This window comes from uncultured Dokdonia sp. (assembly GCF_937910895.1).
GTDB lineage: Bacteria > Bacteroidota > Bacteroidia > Flavobacteriales > Flavobacteriaceae > Dokdonia.
On sequence record NZ_CALEMI010000117.1, the window covers coordinates 11,691 to 28,737 of the forward strand.

General features: G+C 36.3%; 18 protein-coding genes and 1 tRNA gene. 14 read left to right on the top strand and 5 right to left on the bottom strand.

Annotated elements, in window-relative coordinates; translation table 11 throughout:
• Positions 1-170: 170 nt before the first annotated feature.
• Together Q0505_RS14000 and Q0505_RS14005 are read right to left on the bottom strand one after the other, a co-directional pair.
• Complete coding sequence (locus Q0505_RS14000) at positions 171-1,748, bottom strand: FAD-binding protein (protein ID WP_299213947.1); 1,578 nt, start codon at positions 1,746-1,748, stop codon at positions 171-173.
• A 10-nt stretch (positions 1,749-1,758) separates the two neighbouring features.
• On the bottom strand, positions 1,759-2,130 hold the full coding sequence (locus Q0505_RS14005) for a hypothetical protein (protein ID WP_299213950.1): 372 nt from the start codon (positions 2,128-2,130) through the stop codon (positions 1,759-1,761).
• A 153-nt stretch (positions 2,131-2,283) separates the two neighbouring features.
• Between Q0505_RS14005 and pdxH the strand changes: the two genes are divergently transcribed.
• The 5 genes from pdxH to Q0505_RS14030 all read left to right on the top strand — a co-directional run bounded on the left by pdxH (position 2,284) and on the right by Q0505_RS14030 (position 7,219).
• Positions 2,284-2,928, top strand: coding sequence for a pyridoxamine 5'-phosphate oxidase (pdxH, locus tag Q0505_RS14010; protein ID WP_299213953.1), 645 nt, complete (start codon positions 2,284-2,286; stop codon positions 2,926-2,928).
• 1 nt (position 2,929) lies between these two features.
• On the top strand, positions 2,930-3,412 hold the full coding sequence (locus Q0505_RS14015; RefSeq protein ID WP_299213956.1) for a histidine phosphatase family protein: 483 nt from the start codon (positions 2,930-2,932) through the stop codon (positions 3,410-3,412).
• A 3-nt stretch (positions 3,413-3,415) separates the two neighbouring features.
• Positions 3,416-5,479 (top strand): polyphosphate kinase 1, encoded by a 2,064-nt coding sequence (gene ppk1 / locus Q0505_RS14020; protein ID WP_299213958.1) that lies wholly within the window; start codon positions 3,416-3,418, stop codon positions 5,477-5,479.
• Entirely contained in the window at positions 5,479-6,366 is an 888-nt protein-coding gene (locus tag Q0505_RS14025) for a rod shape-determining protein (RefSeq protein WP_299213961.1), read from the top strand. The genes ppk1 and Q0505_RS14025 overlap by 1 nt, the downstream gene beginning before the upstream one ends.
• Before the next feature lie 211 nt (positions 6,367-6,577).
• Positions 6,578-7,219: a porin family protein gene (locus Q0505_RS14030; RefSeq protein WP_299213965.1), complete on the top strand. Its 642-nt coding sequence runs from the start codon at positions 6,578-6,580 to the stop codon at positions 7,217-7,219.
• A 75-nt stretch (positions 7,220-7,294) separates the two neighbouring features.
• On the opposite strand, the gene Q0505_RS14035 is transcribed toward Q0505_RS14030, so the two are convergent.
• From Q0505_RS14035 to Q0505_RS14045, 3 genes are read right to left on the bottom strand one after another with little or no spacing between them, the layout of a single operon-like run.
• Positions 7,295-7,876 (bottom strand): tRNA-(ms[2]io[6]A)-hydroxylase, encoded by a 582-nt coding sequence (locus Q0505_RS14035; RefSeq protein ID WP_299213996.1) that lies wholly within the window; start codon positions 7,874-7,876, stop codon positions 7,295-7,297.
• 27 nt (positions 7,877-7,903) lie between these two features.
• Positions 7,904-9,727, bottom strand: a complete 1,824-nt coding sequence (locus Q0505_RS14040) for a DNA polymerase III subunit gamma/tau (protein WP_299213968.1) — start codon at positions 9,725-9,727, stop codon at positions 7,904-7,906.
• 58 nt (positions 9,728-9,785) lie between these two features.
• The gene (locus tag Q0505_RS14045; RefSeq protein WP_299213971.1) at positions 9,786-9,959 is read right to left on the bottom strand and encodes a Lacal_2735 family protein; all 174 of its coding nucleotides are present in this window, start codon (positions 9,957-9,959) and stop codon (positions 9,786-9,788) included.
• 87 nt (positions 9,960-10,046) lie between these two features.
• Between Q0505_RS14045 and Q0505_RS14050 the strand changes: the two genes are divergently transcribed.
• The 9 genes from Q0505_RS14050 to Q0505_RS14090 all read left to right on the top strand — a co-directional run bounded on the left by Q0505_RS14050 (position 10,047) and on the right by Q0505_RS14090 (position 17,047).
• Positions 10,047-10,277, top strand: a complete 231-nt coding sequence (locus Q0505_RS14050) for a PspC domain-containing protein (RefSeq protein WP_299213974.1) — start codon at positions 10,047-10,049, stop codon at positions 10,275-10,277.
• Positions 10,278-10,281: 4 nt separating this feature from the next.
• Complete coding sequence (locus tag Q0505_RS14055) at positions 10,282-11,295, top strand: potassium channel protein (protein ID WP_299213977.1); 1,014 nt, start codon at positions 10,282-10,284, stop codon at positions 11,293-11,295.
• A gap of 95 nt (positions 11,296-11,390) precedes the next feature.
• Positions 11,391-12,989, top strand: a complete 1,599-nt coding sequence (locus Q0505_RS14060; protein WP_299213999.1) for an alanine/glycine:cation symporter family protein — start codon at positions 11,391-11,393, stop codon at positions 12,987-12,989.
• 13 nt (positions 12,990-13,002) lie between these two features.
• Positions 13,003-13,878 carry a helix-hairpin-helix domain-containing protein gene (locus tag Q0505_RS14065; RefSeq protein ID WP_299213980.1) on the top strand — a complete coding sequence of 292 codons (876 nt, stop codon included), beginning with the start codon at positions 13,003-13,005 and terminating at the stop codon, positions 13,876-13,878.
• A gap of 58 nt (positions 13,879-13,936) precedes the next feature.
• The gene (locus tag Q0505_RS14070; protein ID WP_299213983.1) at positions 13,937-15,115 is read left to right on the top strand and encodes an acyl-CoA dehydrogenase family protein; all 1,179 of its coding nucleotides are present in this window, start codon (positions 13,937-13,939) and stop codon (positions 15,113-15,115) included.
• Between the two features lie 91 nt (positions 15,116-15,206).
• Positions 15,207-15,401, top strand: coding sequence for a 30S ribosomal protein S21 (rpsU, locus tag Q0505_RS14075; protein ID WP_299213986.1), 195 nt, complete (start codon positions 15,207-15,209; stop codon positions 15,399-15,401).
• Between the two features lie 206 nt (positions 15,402-15,607).
• Positions 15,608-16,498, top strand: a complete 891-nt coding sequence (locus Q0505_RS14080; protein ID WP_299213989.1) for a tyrosine-type recombinase/integrase — start codon at positions 15,608-15,610, stop codon at positions 16,496-16,498.
• 63 nt (positions 16,499-16,561) lie between these two features.
• On the top strand, positions 16,562-16,867 hold the full coding sequence (locus tag Q0505_RS14085) for an HPF/RaiA family ribosome-associated protein (protein ID WP_299213993.1): 306 nt from the start codon (positions 16,562-16,564) through the stop codon (positions 16,865-16,867).
• Between the two features lie 107 nt (positions 16,868-16,974).
• Positions 16,975-17,047: transfer RNA gene (locus Q0505_RS14090), tRNA-Thr, on the top strand.

Consider the following 17,047-nt stretch of genomic DNA (forward strand, 5'->3'; position numbering starts at 1 on the left):
GTACTCTAAATTAGAGTACTACTCTATTTTACATGTTTTTAGAAAAGTATAAAATGCTTCCTTCCGTCTATATCTCGTTCCTCGATATATCCACCTTCCCTCGCTGAGGGAAGGAGCTTTTGTTTTCGTTTTTTAAGAAATTTCTGGTTCTCCCTTCGGGGGTTAGGGGATTACACAATCGCCCCCAGAATTGTATCCAAACCACAGCGTTCTATAAACTTGTTGTTGAATACCTTGGCAACATCATTTGATAATAAGGTGTTACGCGCATCAATCCACGCATTTACGTTTGAGGTGCCATACATATTTTTGATACGAGCTTTGTTGAGGTTAAAGTTGATTTTTCCCCAGTGGAGGGTGTACGGAATATTCTTTTCTTCCAGCCGATTCCAGACAGCTTCATAGAAAGTGCGTGCTGCTTTACTATCGACGCCATCCATTTCTAGAACACAGGTGTGTGGGAATTTGGTAAATCCTAAAGTCGCTTTGGTACCTTTTACATAGCGTAAGGAAAGTCCGCCGGGGAATGGGCATTTTTTATTGACATCTATGATTTCTTCGACGACTTTTGCAGCATCGGCGATGTCTATGCCTATGGCGGCACTAGCAACTTTCCCTCTGAACTTCGTATAGTTGAAAAGTTCGCGAATCGTTCCTGTTTGTGGCGGTTGTGGTGCAAAAGCAAGTCCAAACATAACATTCACCATCGGTGGAATCAACAGATCAGAAACGACTCCTAGCCGATCTAATGTAGAAGATATAATGCCTAGGAGGTCATCTCCGTAGGTAAAATTATTATCACGTACGACGGGTGTGTATGGAAGTTGATAGGGTTTCTTGTACATGTATTTTAAGAAAGCGCCCTTTTGAGGATTATTTTTTTCAAACTTGTGTAGATTGAAAAGGACTTCAAAGTGATATAATTCTTTGTTAGGTGCTGCGCCAGGTAGGTTTAATCCTGAAAAATCCAATTGGGTCATCGCTTTTTTCAAAACATCATTATACGGGATATCTCCTTTGCGATGTTCTTCGAGTAGGAAAACAGGTTCGGTTTCTATCATGACGCCGTGTATAAAACCAAAGCTTCCAAAACTGACCAAAGCGGCTTCAAAGAGGGCATCGTCTTTTATGATTTTGGCGTCTAACCAATTTACAAAATCGGGCGCCGCAACAGGGTAGGAGGCTCGCTCCAGCCAAACGTGTTCGTCAGGACCTGTAACAAGATGTAAACCTACCACAAAATCTTGAATCGCGCCAACTTCAAAAGCGGCACCGTGGGTTCCTGTAGAGAGTGCGCCTGCAATGGTTTGTCCATTACTGGCTCCTGAAGCTTTGATGGATCTTGCAGGATCTTTGCTAGCTAGGCGATTGTTGATTTCGTAAATAATGCTTCCGCATTGTAGGAAGTAGAGGTCTTCTACTTGTTTCTGGTAGTCATTTGCTACGTACTTTCGCGTAAGCGGAAAAGAAAAATTTAAAGAAGCCGTGTCAATCAACCCTCCTTCGGTGACGCCAACTTTTGTAAACGACCAACCGCTTCCCATTGCGCGGAGTCGGATGTTACTATCGACGGCGTGTTTGATGAGCCACTGGAAGTTTTTGGTGGTTTTGTGATAACGTTCTCTTCGGCTGCTACCACTTGGATTATATACTTTAAAAGAGGTGTCAGGGACAAGGTCATGGGTAAAGTTTTCATGCTTATTGGTCCATTCTTGAATCGGTAGTTTTTCGAGTCCTTCTGGTATCATACTATATTTTTTAATCGTCAAGTCCTCCTTCGCCGTCTTGTGCTCTTGCACATCCGTAGGTAACGGTTCTGTGATTTACGATTCCTACAGTGACTAGGCTTAGCAAAAAGTCTCCCAAAGAAGATTTGGTTTCCACCCAGGACATCGCTTTCTCGCGGCACGGGCAGACGGCACCTTCTACTTCAGGGTTGGCATTGACGCGTTTTTGTTTTAATCCCCAGAAGTAACTCCAACTATTTTGTTTTTGGCATTCTATATTGACGGCACTGTCTTGATAGGGATTGGCTTCTACTCGGGTACTTACGCAAGAGGCTGTGATACTTAGCAATAAAAGGGTGCCTATTATATATGTATGTAGCTGAATATGCCTTTGAGATTTCATAAGAAATTGGTTTACTTGTAAAGCTATAAAAGTCAGTATTTAGAGGCAAGGGGTAAATGCCCCTATTTATACGTTAGTTTTTGTAGGTTAATTCTATGTGAAACTATATATTACTGCTTTTAACTTTGTTTGCTTTCTTGTACCTTAGCGGGCATGAATAGAGACTTACATGCTTTTAGGCAAACGTATGCAAAGGGGGAGCTGCTTATAGAAGATATGAGTACGCATCCTATGCAACAATTTACGACTTGGTTTAAAGAAATAGAGGAAGATGGAGGTGTGAAAGAGCCTAATGCTATGACGCTTGCGACGTTTGGAGAAGATGGTTTTCCAAAATCCAGAATTGTATTACTTAAGGAATATGATCAGGAAGGGTTTGTGTTTTACACGAATTATGAAAGTGAAAAAGGGAAGAGTATAGCGAAACATCCACAGGTTGGGATTTCTTTTTTTTGGCCGAGTATGGAGCGGCAAATCATTATAAAGGGAACTGTGAAAAAAGTAAGTACTGAGCGATCAGACCGATATTTTAATGCACGTCCAAAAGATAGTCAGTTAGGGGCTTTGGTTTCTGATCAGAGTTCTGTGATTAAAGGACGTGAGGTGTTGGAGAAAAAAATGGTTGCGCTTAAAGCGAAATATGAATCTCAAGAAATTTCTAGACCGCCACATTGGGGTGGTTATTTAATACAACCTGTTTCTATCGAATTTTGGCAAGGGAGACCAAGTAGGCTCCACGATAGAATTCGATATAGAATGGAAAATTCAGTATGGATAAAAGAACGTTTAGCACCTTGATATGAAAACACTATACCTTGTACGTCACGCAAAATCTAGTTGGAAATTTGATGTGATTGATCATCAACGTCCGCTCAATGAGAGGGGGTTGCATGATGCGCCCATAGTGGCAGCTCACGTGGCAGCTTCAATGCCAAAGCCAGATCTGATTATGAGTAGTGATGCGATGCGAGCAAAGACAACTTCGTTTTTTTTCGCGAAAGCGTATGATATTTCAGAAAAAGATATTGTACTTGACCATACATTATATGATTTTGATGGACGGGATTTGGTAGAAGTGATTCGAAGTTGTGATGATGCTGTTGATTGTTTGATGGTGTTTGGGCATAATAATGCAATGACTAATGTTGTAAATACTTATGGAGACAAGCATATTGACAATGTCCCTACGTGCGGATTTACGGCAATTACTTTTGATATTGATCATTGGAAAGATATGAGTCAAGGAAAGACTATTTTTACGAGTACACCTAAAGAATTATAAAGCATGAACGAACAGCAGAGTAGCAGATATATAAATAGAGAATTAAGTTGGTTACAGTTTAATGGACGCGTATTGCAAGAAGCAGCTGATGAGACAGTTCCTTTAATAGAACGGCTGCGTTTTTTAGGTATTTTTTCTAATAATCTTGATGAGTTTTTTAAGGTGCGTTATGCGACCGTACGTCGTATTGTACGTGCAGGTCGTAAAGGTAGAAAAGCATTAGGGGTGTATACGGCAGAAGAGTTGCTGCCTATGATTACAGATATTGTGATAGAACAGCAGACAGAGAGCTTAAATATTTTAGAGGATATCTATCAAAAGCTTGAAGCGGAAGGAATTCATATTCTGGATGAAACGGAAATTAAAAATAAGGAGCATCAAAAATTTATCAAAGATTTCTTTACAGAAGAAGTGAGTCCAGCGATAGAGACGATTATTTTAAGAGAAGATGTAGAGTTACCTCGCATACAAGATTTGGATGCGTATCTCACTATCAAAATGGTAATGAAGGGTAAAGAGGCTCCTATGTATGCCTTACTTGAAATACCTAATAGTATAGATCGTTTTATTGTATTGCCTAAAATAGATGATCATGATTGTATCATGATGATAGATGATCTTATACGTTACAATTTAGATAGTTTCTTCAGTATTTTTGATTATGAGTCTATTTCTGCTCACATGATTAAAATCACACGGGATGCAGAGCTTGATATAGAGTCTGATCTTGGAAAGAGTTTTATAGAGAAACTTTCAAAATCTGTACAGAGTAGGGAAGATGGTGCTCCTGTACGTTTTGTGTATGATAAGACAATAGAGACCGAGACGTTGACTTTTTTGCTTAAAAAATTAGATATAGAAAATGATGATAGTATCATTCCTGGCGGAAGATATCATAATCGTAAAGACTATATGGGCTTTCCAAGTTTAGGGCGTAAGGATTTGTTATATCCGAAGCAAAAACCACTTCCTATAAAAGGGATTACGTTGGATTGTAGTATGTTTGAAAAAGTAGCTCAAAAAGACTTTTTACAATACGCACCTTATCATACGTTTGCCTATACTATCAAGTTTTTACGAGAGGCAGCGTTAGATCCAAAGGTGAGGTCTATAAAAATCACCATATACAGACTGGCAAAGATGTCACATATTGCAAGTGCTCTGATTAACGCAGCTCAAAACGGAAAAGAAGTTACGGTACAGATAGAATTGCGTGCTCGTTTTGATGAAGAGTCAAATATGATGTATGCCAAGCAAATGGAAAATCAAGGAGTCAAGCTTATTTTTGGCGTACCTGGATTAAAAGTACACAGTAAAGTATGTGTGATAGAGCGTGAGGAAAATGAAAAAATAAAGAGATACGGCTTTATAAGTACAGGTAATTTTAATCATAAAACGGCCGCTATTTACACAGATTACACACTCTTTACAGCTGATCAAAATATATTGAAAGATTTGTCAAAACTCTTTGTGTTTTTTGACACTAATTATATTGTGAATAAGTATAAGCATTTAATAGTATCTCCTCACTATAGTAGAAATACGTTTTATCGACATATAGATGAAGAAATAGAAAAATCACAAGAAGGCGGCAAAGGGTATATACGTCTTAAGCTTAATAGTATATCTAACTATGCTATTATTGATAAATTATATGAGGCTAGTCAGGCAGGTGTTCGAGTAGATTTAATGATTAGGGGAATTTGTTGCTTGATTCCAGAAGTACCAGGATTAAGCGAGAATATACGCGTGATTAGTGTGATTGATCGATTTTTAGAGCATCCTAGAGTCTATGTTTTTGGAAAAGGCGAAACGGCTAAAGTGTATATATCTTCTTCAGACTGGATGTCGCGTAACTTAGATAACAGGGTAGAAGTAAGTTGTCCTATATACGATAAAGATGTGAAGCGAGAAATTTTAGAAACCTTAGATATCTGTTGGAATGATAATGTAAAGGCAAGACAACTTAACGAACGTCAGGATAATGCGTATGTTAAAAATGATAAGCCTAAAGTACGATCTCAATTTGCCACGTATCAATATTATCTAAATGCTTTAAAAGAATAATGCTGACTATTGAGAAATATGCGGCAATTGATATAGGGTCGAATGCGATTAGACTTCTAGTTGCCAATGTTATTGAACAAGATCTTCATCCAACGCTTTTTAGAAAGAATGAATTAATTAGAGTCCCTATCCGATTAGGAGAGGATGTTTTTACTAAAGGAGAAATCTCAGAAAAAAATATCCAAAGAATGTTGGATGCTATGCAAGCATTTCGCTTACTTATGAATGCGCATCAAGTAAAGTACTATAGAGCATGCGCTACTTCTGCTATGAGAGAAGCCATAAATGGTGATGCCATTGTGAAAATGGTGAAAGAAAAGACAACCATACAGATAGAAGTCATTGACGGAAAAGAAGAAGCTGCTATTATCGCTGCTACAGATTTACATAGTATTATTCAAAAAAGTAGGGTATATCTGTATGTAGATGTAGGGGGAGGTAGTACAGAATGTACATTATATGATCAAGGGAAAGTAAAAACTTCGAAATCTTTTAAGATAGGGACGGTGCGTATTTTAAATAATCTGGTAAGCGAGTCTACTTGGAAAAGTATGTCAAAATGGATTACAAATGAAACCAAGACATATTCAAAAGTAACCGTGATTGGTTCTGGAGGGAATATTAATAAGATTATTAAAATGAGTGGAAGGAAATCCAGCAAATCACTTTCTTATTTGAATCTATTAAATTTCCATGAAAAATTAAATAGTCTGAGTTATGATGAGCGTGTCGTTAAACTAGGTCTTAATCCTGATAGAGCCGATGTGATTATTCCAGCGCTTCAGATATATTTACGTACTATGAAATGGTCTCGTGCAGAACAAATTATTGTGCCTAGTATAGGATTGTCTGATGGTATTATTAAAAGCCTATATAAATCAAAATAGAAGCTTTTGTCTTCAACATATAATTATTCTTGGTCATTAATCGATGTTTTTTTAACATTCAAAGATGAATAGCCATGCTTCTTTACTTTTTTTTTATAAAATCCCCAAAAGAGTGTATCTTTCACACGGAAGATAAATACTTTAGTTGTAAAAACGTAGTCTTGATAAACATAGCACAGCTATTTATAACAACGTATAATACTTGAATATTATGAAAAAAATTACATTATTATCTAGCATTTTGGTAATGCTTTGCTGTTCATTATCGCATGGACAGGGTATAGGATATGGTTTCAAATTAGGGGTAAACGTAAGTCAGATTAATAGTTTCTCATTTGATGTCGTAAATATAAGTGGTGGCACACCAACACAAGATAATTCTTCATCTATAGACGAGAGTAGAATAGGATTTACGGCAGCGTTTTTTGCAGAAATTCCAATCAACGAGCGTTTGAGTTTTCAGCCAGAATTCGCATATTCTTCTCAAGGGAATAAGTTTGAAGGATTACGTTATGAGTATCTTCAATTACCATTAGCACTTAAAATTAATTTGAATAAATTATTTATAAATGCAGGGCCTCAAGTTGGATTAAAAATATCTGCTTTTGAGCAATCTGATAATTTTTCAAGCTTTGAGTTTGCGGGATTTGGAGGTTTAGGCTATCAGTTTACGGATAATATTTTTATAGAAGCACGTTATACTGTAGGATTTACAGAGGTTTTTGAAGACGATGCCGCTATTGAGTTACCTATGTTTTCTGAAAATAGCAACGAGGCTAATAGAGATACTGTTTTGACAAATACAGAAGGTAAGAATAGTTATTTTACACTAAGTATAGGATATCGCTTATAAGTGTATTCATTATCATAGAATAACAAAAAATCCTAATCGTTTTGACTAGGATTTTTTGTTATTTGTATTTTGATATTATCCGTGTATGGTTTCTGTATTACTTAGGCCTTTCATTACTTGCGCTTCAAAATCAAGGAGTTCTTGCCATTTTGCATCCACGACTTTACGATCTCCATATTGGCGAGCAAAACGTAAAAACATAGCATAATGTCCAGCTTCACTGATCATTAATTTTTTATAGAAGCGTGCCAATTTTTTGTCTTCTAATTCTTCAGAAAGTAAGCGGAAACGTTCACAGCTTCTTGCTTCTATGAGACCAGCTACAAGTAATCTATTGATAAGGCTTTCTACACGATTTCCCCCTTTCGGGAAATAAAAACGAAGTTTGTGCACATAGGGATCTTTACGCTCACGACCTAATGACAGACCGCGTTCTCTCATAATATCATGCACCATTTTAAAATGACTCATTTCTTCTTGAGCAAGATCACTCATTTCTGACACAAGTTCTGAATATTCTGGAAAACCAATAATAAAAGAAATGGCAGATGAAGCTGCTTTTTGCTCGCAATACGCATGATCTGTAAGGATTTCTTCAATGTTTTTTTCTACAATATTTACCCATCTTGGATCTGTAGGTAACTTGAGATGTAACATTTGTATAGGTTCTTTTTCTTCCATAAATTATATTTCTAAGTCAAATACACGCTTAAGAATTTCTAAATCAGGATTTTGCTCTTTCAGTTTTTCATACTTTTCCTGAGGAGTGTACGCGTATTTACGTTGTATTTCTTCATTAACTATGATGTCTAAAGTAATATCATAGTTATTGAGTTTGCGTTTAAGAAATTCTAATAAGGGACCTTGCGCTCGCTCTACTTCTACTTTCATGGTCGCATTAGGAAACTCTAATGTAATGACTGTTCCTTGTAGTTTGGGAATATCTGCTTCTAGATTTGAAGCAATAATCTTTTCTCCTCGATTAGATAGTTTGGTTACGTAGTCTTTCCAAACGGCTTGCATCGCTATTTCAGTAAACGGCTCTTTTGGTAGATTGGTGACATCAACTTTTTGCTGTTTACGTTTTTCTTCTACTTCTTTTTTGTGTTGTAGCCCTTTTAAAGATAATCCAGAAATCCGCTCTTTTGAAATAACAATGTTAGGTTTTGGGGTTTCTGGTGTTATAAGTTGTTGAGGCGTTTCAGAAATCGTCTTTTGTACTACTTCTGTAGAATGCTCTTGTGTTATGGGTTGTGATGATGTCGACTGATTTGATCCTTCAGTTGCGGTGGTTCTATGAGTAGCTTGTTTTTGGGTTTGTTCACTATCAGGGGCTTGTTTTTCAATAGCTGCTGTAGTCTGTAATGTCCTATCTACTTTTTGAGCACTCTCTGGTGATAGTTTATAAAATGACGGAGGAATTATGAAAGGGCTGTCATTTTTTTTTTCTCCATCATACGTGATAGAGGCAAGCTGCATAAGGCAAAGTTCGACAAGGAGTCTTTGATTACGACTGGTTTTGTAGGTAAGGTCGCAACTATTTGCCATTTCAATTCCTTTTAATAAGAATGGCATTTCCGTTTGTTGTGATTGCTCGTAATATTTCTTTTTTGTCTCATTACCAACTTCCAAAAGGTGTATGGTAGGAGGATTTTTACAGACCATTAGATCTCTAAAATGAGAGGCAAGTCCTGCAATAAAATGATGTCCATCAAATCCTCTTGAGAGGATGTCGTTAAATTGTAATAGCAATTGCGGGATATCATTTTTTAGAATAAAATCGGTAGCAGTAAAGTAGGTCTCGTAATCTAAGACGTTTAGGTTTTCTGTGACCGCTTTTCGCGAAAGCGTTTTACCACTAAAACTCACGACTCTATCAAAGATAGATAAAGCATCTCGCATGGCACCATCTGCTTTTTGGGCAATAATATGTAACGCCTCTTCATCTGCCTCGATACCTTCTTCTTGCGCGATTTGAACCAAATGCTTTCTTGCATCGGTTACTGTAATTCGTTTGAAATCAAAAATCTGACACCGTGATAATATGGTCGGGATGATTTTGTGCTTTTCTGTAGTCGCAAGGATAAAAATGGCATGTTTTGGCGGTTCTTCTAATGTCTTTAAAAATGCATTAAAAGCTGCTTGTGATAACATGTGTACCTCATCTATAATATAGACTTTATATGTACCCACTTGTGGAGGGATCCGCACCTGATCGATAAGACTTCTAATATCGTCTACAGAGTTATTAGACGCGGCATCCAATTCAAAAATATTAAAGGCAAAGTCTTCATCAGGGCGCGTATTTTCGTCCTGATTAATTCGCTTTGCAAGAATCCGTGCACAACTTGTTTTACCTACACCACGAGGACCACAAAAAAGGAGTGCTTGTGCAAGGTGATCATGGGCAATGGCATTTTCAAGCGTATTGGTAATAGCCTGCTGTCCCACAACATCATTAAATGTTTGAGGGCGATATTTCCTTGCAGATACGATGAAATGTTCCATAGAGGCAAATATAAAATAGGGATTTCAAAAACAGCCTACTACTGAAAAGATTTCTAAATTATTTATTAACAGAAAGCGCTGCAATCTCTTTTTCTATTTCGGCAGCTTTTGCATATAAGGCATCACTTTCAGAACGATTTGTCTTTGAAAGTTTAAAGGCATCTTCTAGTACTTTTTTGTGCTGTTTTTCTAGTTTTTCTAAGGGTGATTTTTTCCCAAAAAGTCCAAACATAATTTTTATTTAAAAATACGGATATAATCTATTATATATGGTCATTATCATATTAATTATATAGAGATACTTTCGTATTTTGCAGTTATGTTGAAACTTGTATATAATATCAGGCATTATTTTGAGAAACATGGATTTTATGTTTCTTCTCGTCTAGCAGATAGGTTAGGGATGCGAGCAAAGAATGTGCGATTATTTTTTATATATATATCTTTTGCAACACTAGGTATTGGTTTTGCATTATACCTCACCTCTGCTTTTTTACTAAAGCTTAAAGATTTGGTATACACAAAACGGACTTCTGTCTTTGATTTATAAACCTATGTTTGATTTTTTTAAATCCAAAATATATGTAGCTATTACCCTTGTAGCTGGAACACTTCTTATAGGCGTTTTAGGCTATAAAATGATTGCTGGCTATGGGTGGGTAGATGCCTTGTATATGACTGTTATAACGGTGACTACAGTGGGATATGGAGAAGTGAACCCGCTCACGCCAGAGGCTAAATTGTTTACCGTTATTCTTATCTTATGTAGTGTTGTTATTGTGGGATATGCCATTACGATAATTACAGAATATATTATAGGTAGAAACTCGTATGATATGCTAAAACATAAAAAAATGCAAAAACAAATAGATCAATTATCTGATCACATTATCGTATGCGGTTATGGGCGTAATGGCCAACAAGCAGTTGAAAAGCTTAGAGCGTATAATAAACCGTTTATTGTTATAGAAATGGACGATGATGTTATAAATCGTTACGAAGACCCACATACGTTATTTGTAAAGGGAAATGCAAATGAAGACGAAACACTCATAAATGCAGGAGTAGAACGTGCCAGTACGCTGATTTCTGCACTACCAGATGATGCAGATAATCTTTTTGTTGTTTTAAGTGCGAGACAACTTAATAAGAGTCTCAAAATTATAAGTAGAGCTGAGTATGAAACCTCTCAGAAAAAATTGAAACTCGCTGGTGCTGACAATGTGATTATGCCTAATAGAATAGGAGGAGATCACATGGCATCGCTTGTTGTGGTGCCTGACCTGATAGAATTTTTGGACAACCTTTCTGTAGTAGGAGAAGAAGATTCTATTAATGTAGAAGAAATTAGCTTTGAAAAAGTGTGCCCAACGGGTCAAGAAGTTAGTATTAAACAAATAGATTTTCGGTATAAAACGGGATGCACTATTATAGGCTATAAATCACCAGAAGGTAAGTATATCGTTAATCCAGAAGCTGATCTTATTTTGAGAAAAGATTCAAAACTTATTGTGATTGGGCGTCCAGAGCAAATTATAAATCTACATCAGGTTTTCGGAATTTCATAATTGCAATCGATTTTAAGGACCATTTCTTTGATTAAGGTGCTTTTTTTTCGCATATTGCTGTCCAATTTTAATAATAACCTAACATACATTAAATGATGAAGAAATATCTTCTTTCACTTGCAGCTATTTTAATGCCTTTATTGACTTTCGCTCAAGAAGCAACAGAAAAAGGAATAGATCAAAGAATTGACGAAGCTTTTGGAAGTGCGACAGGTTGGTTTGTTAACTTTATTTTCTACCAAATCCCATTCAGTGAGGATGTCAAAATATTTTGGGTTTTATTCCCTTTAATCTTAGGAGCATTATTTTTTACAATTTATTTTAAATTTATAAATTTTACCGGATTCTGGACCTCAATTAATATTGTAAGAGGTAAGTATGATGATTTAGATCACCACGAATCAATGGTGATGGCTGGAGATTCTACACCAGGAGGTGATGCTATAGAAACGATTGCTGTTGAAGGACATGAAGGAGAGGTAAGCCATTTTCAAGCGCTTACTGCTGCCTTATCTGCTACAGTAGGTTTGGGTAATATCGCTGGGGTTGCTATCGCAGTGTCTATTGGAGGTGCAGGTGCCACTTTTTGGATGATCATTGCAGGTCTACTTGGTATGGCTTCTAAGTTTGTGGAGTGTACCCTTGGGGTAAAATATAGAGATATTGAAGCAGATGGTACCGTATATGGAGGTCCAATGTATTATTTGACCAAAGGATTGAAACTAAAAGGAATGGCTGGACTGGGTAAAATCTTGGCAGTACTTTTTGCAATTTTTGTCATCGGAGGTTCTTTTGGAGGTGGAAATATGTTCCAAGTGAATCAAGCGTTTCAATTAGTAGAAAACATTACGGGTGGAAGCGAGTCTTTCATTCATGGAAAAGGATGGTTGTTTGGTCTTGTAATGGCCGTACTTGTAGGTATCGTTATTATAGGAGGAATCAAGAAGATTGCCAAGGTAACTGATAAGATTGTTCCTTTTATGGTGGTTATCTATGTAGCCGCTTCTCTTTTTGTGATTTTTGCAAACTTCAATATGGTGGGCGATGCTTTTATGCAGATTTTTAATGGAGCTTTTAGTCCAGAAGGAGTTGCTGGTGGTGCTATTGGAGTTTTAGTTCAAGGTTTCAGAAGAGCTGCTTTCTCAAACGAGGCAGGAGTTGGTTCAGCATCTATTGCTCACTCTGCAGTAAAGACAAAGTATGCTGCTAGTGAAGGTTTAGTAGCATTATTAGAACCTTTTATTGATACGGTAGTTGTATGTACAATGACTGCATTAGTATTGATAATTACAGGGAATGTTACTGCTGAAAACGCTAGCTTAAATGACGCACAAGCGATTTTATTAACCTCTGGTGCCTTTGAATCTGCTATTTCTTGGTTCCCTTATGTTCTTACAGTAGCCGTAGTGTTGTTTGCATTCTCTACTATGATTTCTTGGTCCTATTATGGATTCCAAGGATGGGCATTCCTTTTTGGACGATCAAAAAAGATGGAATACTTATATAAATTTATCTTCTGTATTTTTGTTATCATTGGATCAGCGGCGAGTTTAGGATCTGTTATAGGATTCTCGGACGCTATGATTTTTGCAATGATGGTTCCTAATATGGTAGGTATTGTCATCTTAGCTCCAAAAGTAAAAGAAGAATTCAATAAGTATATGGCTGCAATAAAAGCGCGTAAAACCGCATAAAAATAGATTTAATATGAATACTTCAAAATCCCACTTCTTTTACGACAGACAAAAGAGAAGTGGGATTTTAGTATTTGTAGCACTCATTCTTATTTTGATGAGTGTTTCGTTTTTCTATGAGCCATCACAGGCTATTGCTATTTCTGAAGAAGAGCAGCAGGAGGTAATCGCATTTCAAAAGCAAATTGACTCTTTAAAAGTCATCGAAATTGAAAACAGAAAGCCTAGACGATATCCTTTCAACCCTAATTATATCACAGATTATAAAGGATATACATTAGGAATGAGTGTAGAAGAGGTGGATCGTTTGCACCGCTTTCGCGAAAGCGGACAATGGATCAACTCTATTGCAGATTTTAAAAAAGTTACGCACGTTTCAGACTCCTTATTAGCAACTATTTCTCCTTACTTTAAATTTCCAGATTGGGTGACAAATCCAACACCTAGAAAAAAGTATGTATCTCAACCGAAATGGAAAACATACGATCAGAAAAAAGATCTTAATAAAATCACATTAGAAGATTTACGGTCTATAGAGAGTATTGACGAAGTGGCTAGTGATAAGATTTTACGGCATCTTCAAAAATTAGGAGGCTATCAAATAGATGATCAATTGTATGATGTATACGGTGTCACTACAAAACAAAAACGCGCTATACTAAATGAGTATACTGTAAAAGAAAAACCGACTGTTTCTTATATGGATGTGAATACGGCAACCGCATCCGATTTATCCACGATTCCGCTTCTTAATTTTGATCTCGCAAAAGAGATTGTAGATTATAGACTCCTTCACGAAGGTATAAAATCGTTGGACGAATTGTCTCAACTAGATGGTATGACCGACTATAAATTAACTAGAATTAAGTTATATTTGACAGTTAAATAGCACAACTACAAGTCTGTTTAACAAAAACACGGTTTTAAGTCTAAATTTAGGAATAAAGATGAACGAATTATATTTTACAGAAGAACATAATCTCTTTAGAGAAAGCTTACAGGATTTTCTTCAAAAAGAGGTGGTGCCACATGTAGATACTTGGGAAGAAACTGGAAAGATTGATCGATTTATCTGGGAAAAATTTGGAGAGATGGGATTTTTTGGAATCGCCTATCCTGAAGAATATGGAGGTATGGGATTAGATTTTTTCTATACAGTGATCTTTCTTGAAGAACTTCAAAAAATAAACTCTGGTGGTTTTGCCGCCGCAATATGGGCACATGCGTATCTCGCAATGACACATATTAATGCCGAAGGAGATACGCGTATTAAATCAGAATATCTAGCACCTAGTATTACAGGAGAAAAAATAGGTTGTTTGTGTATCACAGAACCTTTTGGTGGGAGTGATGTAGCAGGTATGAGAACAACTGCTGTAAAAGATGGTGATGACTACATTATAAATGGGTCAAAAACATTTATTACAAATGGAGTGTACTCAGATTACCTAGTTGTTGCGGCAAAGACAGCGCCTGAGTTAGGAGGAAAGGGGATGAGTATTTTTGTAATGGATCGTGATACTCCTGGTATTTCTGCTACAAAACTAGATAAGTTAGGATGGAGAGCCTCAGATACAGGAGAGATTGCATTTGATAATGTTCGTATACCTGCAGCCAACCTTATGGGAGAAGAAAATAAGGGCTTTGGTTATATTATGCAGCATTTTGCTTCAGAACGATTAATCATGGGGATTAATGCCCATGCACGAGCAGAGTATGCGATAGAATATGCACTTGGATATATGAAGGAGCGTACGGCGTTTGGTCAAACAATAGATCGTTTTCAGGCACTACGTCATAAAATAGCTGAGCGTAAAGCTGAGGTAGAAATGTCAAAAGCTTTTAATTATGCTATTGCCTATCGCCTTAATAAAGGAGAGTATGTGGTCAAAGAAGCCACCATGTCAAAACTTACAGCTACAAAAATTGCAGATGAGGTCATTTATGACTGTCTTCAAATGTTAGGCGGGTATGGCTATATGGAAGAATACCCAATGGCTAGATTGTTAAGAGATAGTAGATTGGGTCCGATAGGAGGAGGAACCTCAGAGATTTTAAGAGAGATTCTAGCCAAAATGATTATTGACAAAAAAGAATATAAGCCACAAACTGAAACAAAAGCTTAAAATAATTCAATAGGAAGTTGCAGAAATAACTAATAGTAGTATATTTGCACCCTGAAAACCGAATAAGAACTTAAAGAAAGGAGGTCCCACTATGTTAATTATACCAGTAAAAGACGGAGAAAATATAGATAGAGCGCTTAAACGTTTCAAGCGTAAATTTGATCGTACTAAGACAATGCGTAATCTTAGAGAGCGTAAGCAGTTCACAAAACCTTCTGTAGTAAGAAGACGTGAAATTCAAAAGGCTGCGTACATACAAGGTCTTAGAGATAAAGAAAATATCTAAAAGGAAGTATCCGTCACTCATGAATTCATGAGTCGCTTGGATAATTGGAAAGAGAGCATCTCTTTCAAAATATATAACCGTTACTTTATAAAGTATATCTTTGTAGAGTAACGGTTTTTTTATTTCCGCGAAGGCGGGAATCTCATCAAATTTGCTGGGAGTTTCTTTACATAATAGCTGTTGTGACTTAGAAAATTTGAATTATTATGTATCTCAATGCTTTCATAGACTATCTTACATTAGAAAAAAATTACAGTAGTCATACAGTTCTTGCGTACAAAAAAGATATTGAGGCTTTTTCCGCTTTCGCGAAAGCAAACTATGATCAAACAGATTTAGAAACCATACACTACAGTCAGATTAGAAGTTGGATTGTTCTACTTGCAGATACAGGAGTGTCTAATAGAACGATTAATCGAAAAATAGCTTCCTTAAAATCATTTTATAAGTTTCTTTTGAAAATAGAAGTTATTAATGCGAGTCCATTGGTAAAGCATAAAGCGTTAAAAACATCCAAAAAACTTCAAATTCCTTTTTCTGAAAATGAAGTTTCAGAAGTCTTTGATTTGATATCCATTTCTGATGATTTTGAATCTATCCGAGATCTCTTGTTGTTAGAGCTTTTATATGGAACAGGAATGAGGCGTGCAGAACTAATACAACTCACAATAGGAAGTGTAGATGTTTCCCAAAAAACGGTAAAGGTAATAGGTAAGCGTAACAAAGAACGAATCATACCCTTATTGCCTAATGTATGCAATACCATTTATAAGTACTTAGAGAAGAGAGATGAATTGGTTCAAAGAACAAATGATGCTCCGTTATTAATTACCAAGAAAGGGATTAAATTGTATGATACACTTGTTTATAGAATAATAAATGGTTATTTTAGTAGGACGTCAAATAAAATAAAAAAGAGTCCACATATAATTAGACATTCTTTTGCTACTCATTTGCTTAATCAAGGAGCAGATTTGAATACAGTAAAGGATTTGTTAGGTCATGCAAGCCTAGCTTCTACGCAAGTGTATACACATAATAGTATAAAAACATTGCGTAATGTCTATAAAAATGCGCACCCTCGTAATAAAAAATGATTGATGTTTTTATAAACATGGCAGTAGCGCTGCCAAAGTTCTAACCCTAAAATAAAGTGGCATATGAAAGTAACTGTTGAAGCACCACAATTTGACCCAGATGTAAAATTGATTGAATTTATCCAGAAGAAGTTGAATAAGTTAGAGCAATTTTATGATAAAATAATACATGCAGATGTGTTTCTAAAGCTAGAACCTAATAGTAAACCTGAAAATAAGATTGTAGAGATATTGGTAAGTGTCCCAGGGGATGAATTTATTGTAAAAAAGAGTGCAAAATCTTTTGAAGAGGGTACTGATGTTTGTGTACAATCGCTTGAAAGAGTCCTTATAAAAAGAAAAGAAAAGATTAGAGCTAATATTAGTTAAAAAAAATAAATAAAATGTTTTGTTAGATATTAAAAATGTCTACATTTGCAGTCCGTTAGAAATAACGGACTTTTTTATGGCTCAATTGAGATGTTAGAAAGTAAAAAGCCGATGTAGCTCAGCTGGCTAGAGCAGCTGATTTGTAATCAGCAGGTCGTGGGTTCGAGTCCCTCCATCGGC

Bases quoted from the DNA above. Each gene is read 5' to 3' on its own strand.
- Q0505_RS14035 (WP_299213996.1), bottom strand. From the start codon at position 7,876: ATGTTACATCTCAAGTTACCTACAGATCCAAGATGGGTAAATATTGTA.
- Q0505_RS14050 (WP_299213974.1), top strand. From the start codon at position 10,047: ATGTTGAAACTTGTATATAATATCAGGCATTATTTTGAGAAACATGGA.
- Q0505_RS14015 (WP_299213956.1), top strand. From the start codon at position 2,930: ATGAAAACACTATACCTTGTACGTCACGCAAAATCTAGTTGGAAATTT.
- Q0505_RS14000 (WP_299213947.1), bottom strand. From the start codon at position 1,748: ATGATACCAGAAGGACTCGAAAAACTACCGATTCAAGAATGGACCAAT.
- Q0505_RS14065 (WP_299213980.1), top strand. From the start codon at position 13,003: ATGAATACTTCAAAATCCCACTTCTTTTACGACAGACAAAAGAGAAGT.
- Q0505_RS14025 (WP_299213961.1), top strand. From the start codon at position 5,479: ATGCTGACTATTGAGAAATATGCGGCAATTGATATAGGGTCGAATGCG.
- Q0505_RS14070 (WP_299213983.1), top strand. From the start codon at position 13,937: ATGAACGAATTATATTTTACAGAAGAACATAATCTCTTTAGAGAAAGC.
- Q0505_RS14045 (WP_299213971.1), bottom strand. From the start codon at position 9,959: ATGTTTGGACTTTTTGGGAAAAAATCACCCTTAGAAAAACTAGAAAAA.
- rpsU (WP_299213986.1), top strand. From the start codon at position 15,207: ATGTTAATTATACCAGTAAAAGACGGAGAAAATATAGATAGAGCGCTT.
- Q0505_RS14030 (WP_299213965.1), top strand. From the start codon at position 6,578: ATGAAAAAAATTACATTATTATCTAGCATTTTGGTAATGCTTTGCTGT.
- pdxH (WP_299213953.1), top strand. From the start codon at position 2,284: ATGAATAGAGACTTACATGCTTTTAGGCAAACGTATGCAAAGGGGGAG.
- Q0505_RS14080 (WP_299213989.1), top strand. From the start codon at position 15,608: ATGTATCTCAATGCTTTCATAGACTATCTTACATTAGAAAAAAATTAC.
- Q0505_RS14055 (WP_299213977.1), top strand. From the start codon at position 10,282: ATGTTTGATTTTTTTAAATCCAAAATATATGTAGCTATTACCCTTGTA.
- ppk1 (WP_299213958.1), top strand. From the start codon at position 3,416: ATGAACGAACAGCAGAGTAGCAGATATATAAATAGAGAATTAAGTTGG.
- Q0505_RS14005 (WP_299213950.1), bottom strand. From the start codon at position 2,130: ATGAAATCTCAAAGGCATATTCAGCTACATACATATATAATAGGCACC.
- Q0505_RS14040 (WP_299213968.1), bottom strand. From the start codon at position 9,727: ATGGAACATTTCATCGTATCTGCAAGGAAATATCGCCCTCAAACATTT.
- Q0505_RS14085 (WP_299213993.1), top strand. From the start codon at position 16,562: ATGAAAGTAACTGTTGAAGCACCACAATTTGACCCAGATGTAAAATTG.
- Q0505_RS14060 (WP_299213999.1), top strand. From the start codon at position 11,391: ATGAAGAAATATCTTCTTTCACTTGCAGCTATTTTAATGCCTTTATTG.